Source organism: Streptomyces afghaniensis (assembly GCF_044327915.1).
In the GTDB taxonomy this organism is placed as follows: Bacteria; Actinomycetota; Actinomycetes; order Streptomycetales; family Streptomycetaceae; genus Streptomyces; species Streptomyces afghaniensis.
On sequence record NZ_JBIRGJ010000004.1, the window covers coordinates 898,447 to 910,605 of the forward strand.

At 68.0% G+C, this 12,159-nt stretch carries 8 protein-coding genes and 4 pseudogenes; 5 read left to right on the plus strand and 7 right to left on the minus strand.

Features of this window, described 5'->3' with window-relative positions:
- Window positions 1-12: 12 nt before the first annotated feature.
- A pseudogene (locus ACH4G3_RS18635) lies at window positions 13-174 on the minus strand (IS256 family transposase); the annotation flags it as partial.
- A 351-nt stretch (window positions 175-525) separates the two neighbouring features.
- Between ACH4G3_RS18635 and ACH4G3_RS18640 the strand changes: the two are divergent.
- On the plus strand, window positions 526-1,092 hold the full coding sequence (locus tag ACH4G3_RS18640) for a BAR domain-containing protein (protein ID WP_397625480.1): 567 nt from the start codon (window positions 526-528) through the stop codon (window positions 1,090-1,092).
- Here the strand turns inward: ACH4G3_RS18640 and ACH4G3_RS18645 are convergent.
- Complete coding sequence (locus tag ACH4G3_RS18645) at window positions 1,010-1,840, minus strand: IS5 family transposase (protein ID WP_397625481.1); 831 nt, start codon at window positions 1,838-1,840, stop codon at window positions 1,010-1,012. The genes ACH4G3_RS18640 and ACH4G3_RS18645 overlap by 83 nt on opposite strands.
- A 367-nt stretch (window positions 1,841-2,207) precedes the next feature.
- Here ACH4G3_RS18645 and ACH4G3_RS18650 point away from each other — a divergent pair, with 367 nt between their 5' ends.
- Together ACH4G3_RS18650 and ACH4G3_RS18655 are read left to right on the plus strand one after the other, a co-directional pair.
- Window positions 2,208-2,900: a response regulator transcription factor gene (locus ACH4G3_RS18650; RefSeq protein WP_397625482.1), complete on the plus strand. Its 693-nt coding sequence runs from the start codon at window positions 2,208-2,210 to the stop codon at window positions 2,898-2,900.
- A complete protein-coding gene (locus tag ACH4G3_RS18655) occupies window positions 2,897-4,348 on the plus strand; it encodes a HAMP domain-containing sensor histidine kinase (RefSeq protein WP_397625483.1) in 1,452 nt (483 codons plus the stop codon). Before ACH4G3_RS18650 ends, ACH4G3_RS18655 begins: the two co-directional genes overlap by 4 nt.
- Window positions 4,349-4,553: 205 nt before the next feature.
- Here the strand turns inward: ACH4G3_RS18655 and ACH4G3_RS18660 are convergent, their stop codons facing one another.
- Window positions 4,554-6,704: an MMPL family transporter gene (locus ACH4G3_RS18660; protein WP_397625484.1), complete on the minus strand. Its 2,151-nt coding sequence runs from the start codon at window positions 6,702-6,704 to the stop codon at window positions 4,554-4,556.
- Window positions 6,705-6,790: 86 nt separating this feature from the next.
- Complete coding sequence (locus tag ACH4G3_RS18665) at window positions 6,791-7,216, minus strand: aromatic-ring hydroxylase C-terminal domain-containing protein (protein ID WP_397625485.1); 426 nt, start codon at window positions 7,214-7,216, stop codon at window positions 6,791-6,793.
- A 41-nt stretch (window positions 7,217-7,257) separates the two neighbouring features.
- Between ACH4G3_RS18665 and ACH4G3_RS18670 the strand changes: the two are divergent.
- Together ACH4G3_RS18670 and ACH4G3_RS18675 are read left to right on the plus strand one after the other, a co-directional pair.
- Window positions 7,258-7,488, plus strand: a pseudogene (locus ACH4G3_RS18670) (transposase); the annotation flags it as partial.
- A gap of 1,175 nt (window positions 7,489-8,663) precedes the next feature.
- Complete coding sequence (locus ACH4G3_RS18675; protein ID WP_397625486.1) at window positions 8,664-9,788, plus strand: amidohydrolase family protein; 1,125 nt, start codon at window positions 8,664-8,666, stop codon at window positions 9,786-9,788.
- A 298-nt stretch (window positions 9,789-10,086) separates the two neighbouring features.
- Here the strand turns inward: ACH4G3_RS18675 and ACH4G3_RS18680 are convergent, their stop codons facing one another.
- The 3 genes and pseudogenes from ACH4G3_RS18680 to ACH4G3_RS18690 all read right to left on the minus strand — a co-directional run bounded on the left by ACH4G3_RS18680 (window position 10,087) and on the right by ACH4G3_RS18690 (window position 11,793).
- A complete protein-coding gene (locus ACH4G3_RS18680; protein ID WP_397625487.1) occupies window positions 10,087-10,254 on the minus strand; it encodes an HNH endonuclease in 168 nt (55 codons plus the stop codon).
- A gap of 115 nt (window positions 10,255-10,369) precedes the next feature.
- Window positions 10,370-10,898: pseudogene (locus ACH4G3_RS18685) on the minus strand (hypothetical protein); the annotation flags it as partial.
- A 187-nt stretch (window positions 10,899-11,085) separates the two neighbouring features.
- A pseudogene (locus ACH4G3_RS18690) lies at window positions 11,086-11,793 on the minus strand (IS5 family transposase).
- Window positions 11,794-12,159: the final 366 nt, after the last annotated feature.

Sequence of the window (12,159 nt, forward strand, 5' to 3'; positions counted from 1 at the left end):
GGTTGTGGTTGTTCAAGCGGCATGAGTCTCGGTGCGTTCGACGAGGTGGCCGCGTTCGAAGCGGGCTCCGGCCCGGACGAGTGCGACGAGGTGGGGTGCGTTCACGGCTCGCCAGCGCTGCTGGGCGGACTCGACGAGCTTGGAGACCATCGCGAGAGCGGCGGCCGCGCTGCCCGCTCGGGGCTCGGCGCGTGCGTGGTCGTCTCCGGCCAAGTGGCGCGGGGTGACCAAGTACGCCGGGTCAGGCAAGTCAAGGCAGGAGGGTTCGCTGGTGGTGCGTATCAGAGGCGCCTCCGTGGGCTCGGGGGTGGTGCCCAGCAGGGCGTTGGCGTGCTGTCCGTGCACCAGCCCTTCAGGGGGTCTTTCCTGTCTGCCCCCGGCGAACTGTCCTTTGACAGCAAAGTTAGTGCGTTGTGGCAAAGGGAGTCCCTGTTCGATGAGCAGCGGCTTCTTCGTGTGCGGGGCGTGATCGCGGCGGAGTAGGGGCAGGCAGCGGACGGCTTGTTGTGGATCGAGGAGGGTGCGATGCCGTCGGTGCTGGGGTTGATGGAACAGCGTGAGGCGCGGGCGAGGCAGCATCTGGCGTCCAGGACAGAGGTCCTGGAGCAGGCTCAGGCGGAGGTGGATGCCGCGCGGGAGCGGGTCGAGCGTGCCCGGGTGGGGCGTGAGGAACTGGTGTCGGTGCTGGCGGAGGAGAGCCCGGTTGATACGCCGGCTTCCGTGCCGTCTGGTCGTGAGGCGGCTGCTGCCGGGGGATCGATCGGTTTGGGCGCGGGGCATGGCGAGAGGCCGCCGGTGTGGCGGTCGGGCATGGGTGAGGAGGTGCTCAGCGACCTGTACCGGGAGGTGTTCGCCGCGGTGGTGGCTGCTTCGGGGCCGGTGAACGGGGTGGAGCTGACGCGGGCGGTGGGCCGGGAGGCGGAGATCAAGAACGAGGTGGAGAAGATCCGGCACCGTGCCTATGTGCTGGAGAAGCGGGGCTGGCTGGTGCGGGCGGAGGACGGACGGTTCATGCCCGCGCCTTCAGCAGTCGGCCGGGGCGCTTGTCCGGCCAGTGCGGAGCGTCCCCGGCCAGGCGCCTCGACAGCCTGATCACGGCGGCCCACCACACCATCTGCTGGTGGTGATCGGGGCGGCGTTCGTGGTCGCGGTTGAGGCGGCGTGAGCGGGAGAGCCAGCTCAGCGTGCGCTCCACCACCCACCTGCGGGCCAGGACGACAAATCCGCGCCGCCCGTCCAAGCGGCGTACGACCTCGACGCGCACGCCGTGGCGGGCGAACGCCTTCGCCAAGGCCGGACCCTGGTAGGCGCTGTCGACCCATACCAGCTTCAGCAGCTGGCCCGGCTGGTCCATGTACGTCTCCAGCAGCGCGGGGGCGGCCTTGGAGTCGTGCACGTCGGCCGTGGTCACGGTGACCTCCAGGAGCAGGCCCTCGGTATCGGTCAGGACGTGGAGCTTGCGTCCGTCACGTGACTTGCCGCCGTCGTAACCACGGCTGTCCTCGCCCACGGTCTCGGAGGCATCCACCGACTGACTGTCGATGACTCCCGCACTGGGCTCGGCGCCTCGGCCCGTGCGTTCCCTCGCCGTGCGGCGCAGGCGTTGGTGCAGTTCACGCACGTAGTCGCAGGTCCGCCAGCGGCGGAAGAAGTCGTAGACCGCCCACCAGTACGGGAAGTCGACCGGCAGGGCCATCCACTTCACACCGTTGTCGACGAGGTAGCGCACAGCGTCGAGCATCTCTCGATGGCAATACGCCTCCGGACGCCCGCCCCGCTTGAGCAGCCACGCCGTCACGGGCATCGCGAAGCGGACCTCGGCCCACTCCGCATCCGTCATGTCACGCGGATAGCACCGCGCCCGCCGTCCCGGAGCGATCGAACCGAACCGGTGCACGTAGCAGTCACACCCAGGAGTGACCGCAGTGGACGCGGGCACGGCAGAGATGGTCAACTCGTCAGACAACGGGTCTCCTTGCTCGTGACCGGCCTCAACAACCACGTCATTACCAAGGGGCCCGTTTCTTCATGCCTACGAGCACACCGGCATCTCTGTCCGAATGATCACCCGCACCGCAGGCTTCGAACGAGATCCCCTGTGCCACTACGCCCTGAGAGCGCGGTCCCCAGCGACGCTCTAATCCTGGCCTCAGGTTGATCGGGGACAATGAGCGGCAAAAACATCGACTGGAAGGGGGCGAGCCGGCGTGCGGATCATGATCGCGGATGATGAAGCGGCCATCCGTGAGTCGCTGGAGCGGGTGCTCCAGGTCGAGGGTTACGACACCAGCACCGTCGCCAACGGTTTCGCCGTGCTCGACGGGGTCGTTGGGGCCGACGGCGACACGCTGGATCTGCTGATCCTCGACGTGATGATGCCTCGCCTCGGCGGGTTGGAGACCTGCCGGCGGTTGCGGGCCGCGGGTCGGGATCTGCCGGTGCTGATGCTGACCGCTCGTGACCAGGTCTCCGACCGGGTCACGGGGCTGGACGCGGGCGCCGACGACTACCTGCCCAAGCCGTTCGCCACCGAGGAGTTGCTGGCCCGGGTGCGGGCCCTGCTGCGCCGGCGCACGCCGACCGACGGGGAGTCGCAGATCCTGTCGTTCGCCGACGTCCGGCTCGATCCCGACAGGTTCGAGGCGTGGCGGGGCGGGCGGCCGCTGCGCCTGACCCGGACCGAGTTCTCCCTCCTAAAGGTCCTCATGAGCAACGCGACCCGGGTCTTGACCCGCGACGCGCTGTTCGAGGCGATCTGGGGCTTCGACATGAGCGCCACCGCCAACAACCTCCAGGTATACGTGAGCTACCTGCGCCGCAAGATGGAGGCCGAGGGTGAGCCGCGATTGATCTACACGCTGCGCGGCCTGGGATACACGTTGCGGGAGAGTCCTCCGTGAGCAGGCCCGCCAGCCGGGAACCGCGCCGGCTGACCCGATGGTGGCGCCGGCGGTCCCTGCGGAGCAGGCTGACGGTGATCGCGGCGACGGCCATCGCGGTCAGCGTGTTCGTGGCCTTCCAGGTGGCCAGCCAACTACTGGGCTGGGAGCTGCAGGACAGCGCCAAGAATCAGCTGCGCGCCGACTCCCGCGTCCTGGCGACGAACGCGCAGCGCGCCGGTCTGGCGCAGGTCCAGCTACCGCCGTATCCCGGATCCGGTCGGCTGGTGCGGGTCATCCTGCCCGACGGCTCGACCCGGACGCCGGCCGGCCAACCCGCGCTGCCCCCCGTCAGCGAGCACGCCGGGCGCGTGGCGCAGGGCGCGTCGGCCGACCTGATGGAGTCGGACGACAGCGACGAGGACGGCTACCTCATCTACACGCTGCGGGCGGGCGAGGGCGCGGTCCAGGTGGTCCAGGTCGCCGACGACAGCCCGATCAACCAGTTCGGGTTCGGCATGCTGCTGATCGGGCTGTTCTGCGTGGTGGGCGGCGCCCTTGTCGGGCGGACCGTCGCGCGGACCGGGCTGGCACCGATCGACCGGCTGACCGCCGCCGCGGTACGTGTCGCGCACACCCGGGATCTCGACGCCGGCATCCCGGATGAGGGCGGTGGGGAGATCCGGCGGCTGATCCAGTCGATCAACGACATGCTCGCCGCGCTCCGGGACTCCCGGCGGGCACAGCGGCTGCTCGCCGAGGACGCCGCCCACGAGCTCAAGACCCCGCTCACCAGCCTGCGCCTCAACGTCGAGTTGCTGATCCGGCTCGATCGGCGCGGCACCCTGGACAGCGCACTGCCGGCGGAGAGCCGGACCCGGCTGCTGACCGATCTCGGCGCCCAGGTGGCCGAGTTGAGCACCCTTGTCGCCGAGCTGACCGACCTGGCGCGCGGTGACGTCAGCGACGAGAACACCGAGCTGCTCGACCTCGCCGACGTGGTGGCGGCCGCCGCGACCCGGGCACGTTCCCGCACGCCCGACGTCGAGGTCGCGCTCGACGTGACCTCCGTGTGGGTGAGCGGGCGTCCCGCTGCGCTCGAGCGGGCGGTGCTCAACCTCATCGACAACGCTGGCAAGTGGTCCCCCGCGGACCAGCCGGTCCAGGTCCGGCTCCGTGCCGAGGACGCGTGGGTGGTGCTCGAGGTCGACGACGCCGGGCCGGGCATCGACGCCGCCGACGTACCGCGGGTGTTCGACCGGTTCTACCGTGCCGACAGCGCCCGGGCGTTGCCGGGATCCGGTCTGGGGCTGTCGATCGTGCAGCGGGTCGTCGACGCCCACGGCGGCCGGGCCAGCGTCGCCCGCTCCGCACGCGGTGGTGCGCTGCTTCGCATCGACCTTCCGGCCGCGGCCCCGCCCGCCCCGCCCGCGCGGCTCACCACCGGGGAGGACATCGCGGCGTGTTGACCCGCCCCGGCGGCGCGGCGCGGGGCAAGGGACGGCGGCCCTCGGGCATGGCCCCGCGCGGCTCACCGTCAAGGCAGGACACCGCGGTGCGCGACCCCAGCCCCGGCCGCACGGCGTAGGACCAAAGGGCGGCGGCCGTCGAGCCCCATCAAAGATCCGGGACGGGCCTGGGTCCCCGTCCCGGATCTCGTCCGTGCCGCCGCGCTCACCGCTGCAGCGCGGGCTCCTCCTCGTCGGCGAGCGGCTGTTGACCGTCCGGCAGCTTTGCCGCTGGACGGGACAGCCGGCTCGGCCACCACATCCGGCGGCCGATCAGCAAGGTGAGGGCGGGCACCAGGACCGACCGCACCAGCAGGGCGTCGAGCAGCACGCCGAAGGCCACCAGGAACCCGACCTCGACCAGCATCACCAGCGGAAGTGTGACGAGGACCCCGAACGTGGCCGCCAGGACCAGGCCTGCCGAAGTGATGACGCCACCGGTGGCCGAGAGGGCTTTGAGCATGCCCTCTCTGGTGCCGAGACGCACGGTCTCCTCCCGGGCCCGGCTGGTCAGGAAGATGTTGTAGTCGACGCCGAGCGCCACCAGGAACAGGAATGCCAGCAGCGGCACCGAATAGTCGATGCCCTTGAACCCGAGGATCGTGTCGAAGACGAACACGCTGCCGCCGAAGGCTGCGGCGAATGAGACGATGACGGTGGACATCAGGACCAGCGGGGCCAGGATCGCGCGCAGCAGCAGTCCGAGGACGATCAGGACGACGGCGAGCACCAGCGGGATCACCAGCTTCTCGTCGCGCTTGGTGGTCACCTCGGTGTCGAGGTTCTCCGCACTCGGCCCGCCGACGATCGCCTCCGCCCCGCTCACCGCGTGCACGGCGGTGCGCACCCGCTTGATCGTGTCGTACTCCGCGGCGGTGTCCGGCGCGTCCTTCGGGAACACGGAGATGTTGGCCCAGCCACCGCTGGTCTGCTCCGGGATGGCCAGGGCCACACCGCGAGTGTCCTTGACGACGTCGAGCACCCGCTCCTGGTGCGCCGGCCGCGTGAATATCTCCATCGGCTGGCCGCCGAGCTCCGGGAAGTGCTGGCGGAGAACGGTGAAGCCGGTGACCGACTCCGGCGCGGACAGGAACTGGTCCTGCTCCCGCAGGGCGCCGGTGTTGCCCGCCAGCCCGAGGGCGAGCACGCCGAGGACTCCGAGCGAGCCGAGCGTCGCCAACCACCGGCGGCGGCTGATTGCGGTGCCGAGCCGTCCCCACAGCCCCGGCTTCTCCACCCCGGCCGTGCTGAACCGCGGGATGGCCGGCCAGAAGATCCGCCTGCCGAGCACCACGAGCACCGCCGGGAACAGCGTCAGCATGGCCACCAGCGCGCACAGGATGCCGGCCGCACCGATCGGACCCAACCCGCTGGTGCTGTTCAGGTCCGCGACGAGCAGGCAGAGCAGGCCGGCGACCACGGTGGCCGCGGACGCGACGATGGCCGGCGCCGCGCCGCGTAGCGCTTGAACCATCGCGACCCGGACGTTCTCATGGTGGTGCAGTGCCTCCCGGTATCGAGCGATGAGCAACAGCGCGTAGTCCGTGCCGACGCCGAACACCAGGATCGTCAGCAGCGCCGAGTTCTGGTCGTTGACCACGATGCCGAAGCCCTTGACGAGCAGGTAGACGGTCCCCATCGAGGTCAGTGCGGCCGCGCCGACGGCCACCAGCGGGATGATCCACAACACCGGGCTGCGGTAGGTGAGGATCAGCAGGAGCGTGACGACGACGATGGTGGTGAGGAGGACCTGCACGTCGATGCCGTCGAAGACGGCATCCATGTCGCCGTCGATCGCGCCCGGGCCGGTCACGTCCAGTTCCAGACCGGAGGGGCGGTCCTTCGCGGCGTCACGCAACGGGCCGACGATCTCCTCCGGTGGGCCGTAGGCCGTGCTCACCTCGAGGGTGAACGTCATTGCTTTGCGGTCGGCGGAGAGGCTCGTCGGTGAGCCCTCGTCGTCCTCGCCGGCCGCAGCCGTCGCCTTCGGCGGGTACCGCTTGGCAAGGGTGTCGTAGTGGCGCTCGACCGTCGCGCGGTCGGCGTCGGTCATGCCGCCGGCCCGGTGGTACACGAAGACGAACGTGCTGTCCTCACCGCCGGGGAGACGGTCGTCCAGCGCTGCCACCTTGGTGGACTCGGCACCGGCCGGCAGGGTGTCCACGGCGCTGTCGGTGGTGACCGAACTCAACTTTCCGCTCAGCGGCACCATGAACGCCGCCAGCACCAACCACAAACCAATCACCAACCACGGCACCCACCGGCCCGCCAACCGGCCCCCCGGCGCTCCCCCGGACGGCGCTGCGTCGACTGCCATCACTAGCCTCCTACATACGGGTTGCATCGCTTATCTGGATGCCGACTTCCTACGGAGCGAACCTGAGACGACTGTTAATGCGGTGCTCAGACCGGTCGGCCGAACCATGTGCCCAGCGCACGCACCAGCGTGGTGGCGTCGAGGTCCTGCCCGGTGGGCAAGGCCCGGGCGACGAGGCCGTCGGGCCGGATGAGCAACGCATCGACGTCCACCCGGCCCGTGCGGGCGGTGACGGTGTTGACCCGTCCGCTCCACGCGGCCGCGGCGTCGCGGGCCTCCACGCGGTCGACGAGGTCGAGCAGGAGCCCACACCCCTCACGCAGCAGGTCCGCCGACCGGTTCACCGTGGTGACGACGTCCGGGTCGGGCCGCTCTAGCGTCAACTTCATGTCCGGGCACAGGGTGGCGACGAACCGGTGGTCGTCGCCCAGGTCGTACCGGGCGTCCATGCCGGCGAGCGGGTCGGCGACGTACCGGTGGGCGTCGTCGAGGTCCATCAGGTCGGAGAACATCTCCCACAGCGCCCTCCTGCGGGCCGGGTCGCATCAGGGCTCCTGTCGGGCTGGTGGGGCGGATCCGCAGCGACCGGGTGATGCGGCTGCCGAAGCCCTCGATCAAGGAGTACGCCCTGGCCTGTCCCCAGGGCGGGCGACCGCCGAAGCACGGCAAGGAGTTCCGCTTCGCCAACCCCGAGACCTGACCCGAGGCGGCGATCACCACCGTCACCGACACCACCAACTACGGCAAGGCCGAAGCCCAGGCGTGGGACCGGGTCCACCCGAGGCCTGGCAGAGCGTGCCGGTCGGCCCATCGCGCCCGCGCCCGTTGCCATCGGTTCGGAGGCGGAGGCCCTGTCGGCGGCGGGGGCGCAGGCGGTGCAGACACACGATCACGGTGGGGGACGTATCGCCCGCCTGGCAGGCGAACGGCAGCCTCCACAACGGCACTTGGCATGACGTCTCTGTTGGAGCGCCGGGCCTCGGTGTACGCGCCGACGAGTGGAACGGTTGTCCTGCGCCACCGGACCTTGAGCGCGTGCCATCGCAGGTTGAGTGACCCGTCAGTCCCACGAGTTGAAGATCGCCGCGCCAAGAGTCGCGGGCTGCCAGTGCTTGATCTGGCGCCACTCCGCCTTGGACAGAGCTGAAGTGTCTGCATCCTCCAGCGAGGACAGGAGTTCCGCCGCAGTCAAGAGAGTGAAGCCGAAACTGCCGAGGGCGGCGGCCCAGGAGGGTGGGTCGACGAACTCGGTCCGATAGTGCGACGGTTTAAGGACGGGTCCTAACGGTCGTCTCAGGTTCGCTCGGTAGGAAGTAGGCATCCAGATAAGCGATGCAACCCGTATGTAGGAGGCGAGTGATGGCAGTCGACGCAGCGCCGTCAGGGAAAGCGCCGCCCGGGCGGTTGAGGTTCGGGGCGGCCACCAGGGCGCTGGCGACGGCGTTCCCTGTCGCCGCCCGCGGGTCGCACGCCGACAACAGCGCGGGGCCCGCTGCAGCCGGCCCGCACAGCGCGCACGCGGGCGGGTCGTCAGCTCCACCACAGCCGCTGCGCGCCGGCGAGCGGTTCCTCGACTTGAGGATGGCCGAGGCCTAACGCCCGCGCTGCCGGAGGGCGGCGGCTCGGACGGGTACCGGTGCCAGTTGATCGATCCGGGCCTGACCGAGACGGCGTTCCTGACCGGGACCCAATTCGCACCGGAGAACGTTGCCATCGCGCACCACGCCGACGTGTACGGGGCGGCGCTGCCGCGGTGCGCGAGCAGGACGCGAAGACCCCTGGTCTCGGCTGGCAGTGTTTCGGCGGGACCGGCGTGGCTGGCGTCGAGGTCGAAGCGGGGGACGCGGCGTGGGCGGACACCTGGGCGCGTCTGGTAACGACGAAGGGTCGAACTGAAGCATCTCGCAGACGGAAGCCGTACGGATACCACACCACACAAACACCTGAAGAGAGACTGACATGAAGTCTATGGGACGTCGCGGCTTTCTAGCCGCTGCCACGGCACTTGGCGCTGGTGCCGGCGTGTCCGCGTATGCCGCCGTTTCGGCAGCGGACGGGAACAAGACTCCGGACATTGCATTGCGAGACCGGGACCTGCCCTTCATCGGCACGGAGGAGACCTTTACGACTCCCACGCTGTTGAAGCTGAACTCCATCAATCAGGATCACATAGCGTTCCTTGAGGAAACTGGTCTTTCGGATCTAGGCCAACGCCGCATCGGCGATATGGATGCGGGGGGACTCAACGTTCAAATCCTCTCTGCTCATACACCCTCCGTACAAAATGTCCCTGGGCAAAGGGGCATCGACCTTGCCTATCGTCTTAACCGGCAACTTGTAGACGGGCCAATCGCCAAATATCCGGGCCGCTTCAAGGCTTTCGCCACCTTGCCCTTGCAGAGCCCGGAGGCGGCGGCGGACGAACTGGAACGCTCGGTTCGGGAAGATGGCTTCTTGGGCGCACTGACCAACGGACACATCGCGAAGAAGTATCTCGATCATCCCGATTTCGAGCCTGTGCTGGCACGTGCCGTTGCTCTCGATGTGCCGATCTACCTGCATCCCGGCTATCCAGCTGACGAGGTCTTCAAGATCTACTACAGCACCACACAGTCTAAATACACGGAAGAGTACCAAGACTACATCTTCAGTGGGTCTGGATATGGCTGGCACCAGGAGGTGCTGACCCAATGCATTCGGATGATCGCGTACGGGGTTTTCGACAGATTCCCCAAACTGAAAATCATCATCGGCCACATGGGCGAAGGTCTTCCCTTCTACTACGAGCGGATCGTCAATGACATGGGCGAGCCGACCAAAGACTCGCTCGAGAAGCCCATCGGGCAATACTTCCAGGACAACTTCTGGGTCACAACCAGCGCATTCCCCCAGACCGAACTGCTCGATCTCCTGCTGAAGTACATAAGCGTGGATCGAGTGATGTTCGCAACCGACTACCCGTTCGCGGACATAAAGGAGCAGACCGACTGGTTCCGCGGAGTCGATTTACCACGCGAAGCCAAGGAAAAAATTGCGTTCCGAAATGCGGAAAAACTGTTCGGAATAAAAGTGCCCGTGAAGTGACGCGCCAGCGTCACCAGAAGTGGAAAATGCTTTGACTGTAAGGCGAGAGTACAGTCAAAGTATGCGATGCGCGGCTGCCGCATCACGCGCTCTTCATGCAACGGCGGATCGCATGCTCTTCGGTCTGTTGCAGGTTTGGGTGACAGCTTCGGTCACGCGGCCTGTGGGGACGGTCACCGATCAGATGCCGGGTAGGGTCGACCACGCGGCGAGGTACCAGCTGTGAGCTGGCCCTTTTCCGCGTGGTCTCCCTCCGAACCGGACATGCCCGTTTCCGGGCATCGCGGCTCTCCAGTGACTACAACGTGAGCGTTTCTGCGGCCCGCCTCCCGTGGATACCGTCATGACAAGCTCCGCAGACCACAAGGGATTTGCGGCGCTTGGACGTCATGATCCGTACCCATTCCGGTGGTGGGTCCCCGGCCCGTTCGAGATCGGCCAGCTGGCGGACGTGATGGACTTCCACGTTCGTATCCGCCTGCTGACACAGCTCACATCTGCCCGCTTGGAGCCGCTTGACCAGCTCCTTCGTCGGATAGACGGGGACGGGGGAAGAACGGTCCAACAGGGCCGCTCTCCTTTGACCCGCCGCCTGGCCCGGCCACGCTCTTCGCGGGCGTGAACCGGGCCCGGCGCCGACTCGACCAGCCAGCCCCGGGCCACCAGCCGCTTCGCCTTCGACCGCAACGCCTCGATCTTCGCGAGCACCGGGTCCAGGCCGAAGCAGGCGGCCATCTCCTGGCAGGTCAACGGTCCTTGACCGAGACGGTTCCGGTCCGCGAGAACCTGAAGGATCCGCTGGTAGTCCGCCGACAGTGCCGACCAGACCAGTCCCTCACGCCACATCGGCACCACCGATTTCGGCTTCGCGGCCCCCGAGGTCCCGGGCGCTGCCGGCAGATCACCGCGATCCGACCGCTCCTCGCAGGCGTCGTCATCGCCCGGGGCCAGGACCTCGCCGACACGCGAGCGGGCGATGACCCACTCGTTCCACTCCCGCTCGACCACGACCAGCTCAGCCTGGATGCGGTCGGCCTCCTCCCGCAGCTCGTCCATGCGACGGCGAGCGGTCAGCTCACGCTGTTCCAGCAGCCCCACGACCGACGGCATCCCCGACCTCCACCTGAGCGACGACTCGACACGTCACCACTCCCCGAGACCCCCGACCCCATGCTTGACCAGTGGAAACGCAGCCCTCAATGCCGGAAAGACAACAACCATTAAAGGATCCCGTTGCACACAGTGGGCGGAAACCCCGCCGTTGTCCGTCGTGGTGTGCCCGGTCATGCTTCGAGCACTACTGCGAGTTGACACGGTTGAGGCGGCGGGAGCGGGCCAGCCAGCTCAGCGTGCGCTCCACCACCCACCTGCGGGCCAGTACGACAAATCCGCGCCGCCCGTCCAAGCGGCGCACGACCTCGACGCGCACGCCGTGGCGGGCGAACGCCTACGCCAGCGCCGGAACCTGGTCGGCGCTGTCGACCCACACCAGCTTCAGCAGCCGGCCCGGCTGCTGCATGAATGTCTCCAGCAGTGCGGGGGCGGCCTTGGAGACGTGCACATCGGCCGTGGTCACAGTCACTTCCAGGAGCAGGCCCTCGGTGTCGGTCAGGATGTGGCGCTTGCGCCCGTCACGTGACTTGCCGCCGTCGTATCCGCGGCTGTCCTCGCCGACGGTTTCGGAGGCGTCCACCGACTGACTGTCGATGATCCCGCCACTGGGCTCGGCGTTGCGGCCTGCGCGATCCCTCGCCGAACGTCGCAGGCGTTCGTACAGTTCACGCACATAGTCGTAGGACCGCCAGCGGCGGAAGAAGTCGTAGACCGCCCGCCAGTACGGGAAATCGACCGGCAGAGCCGTCCACTTCACGCCGTTGTCGACGAGGTAGCGCACCGCGTCGAGCATCTCGCGGTGGCAGAACTCCTCCGGACGCCCGCCCCGCTTGAGGAGCCAGGCCGGCACCGGCATCGCGGCGCGGACCTCGGACCATTCCGCATCCGTCATGTCACTGGGATAGCAGCCTGCCCGCCGTCCCGGCGCGATCGAGCCGAACCGGTGCACGTAGCAGTCACGCCCAGGGTGACCGCGGTGGACGCAGACGCAGAGATACTGCTCAACTGATCAGGCAACGGGCTTCCTTGGTCGTGCTGGTGTCGTAACCGCGTCACTACCAAGGGGCCCGTTCTTTCATGCCCGCAACCACATCGGCATTCCTGTCCGAATGATCACCCGCGCCGTAGGCTTCGAACGAGATCCGGTTTGCCACAACGCACTTAGAGGTCCTAACAGAAGTTGTTGATCAAGTGACCGTCGGCTTGTCTGCTCGTTGGTCGGGTCGTGAGGAAACGTCAGTCGCGGCCGTGGATCGTG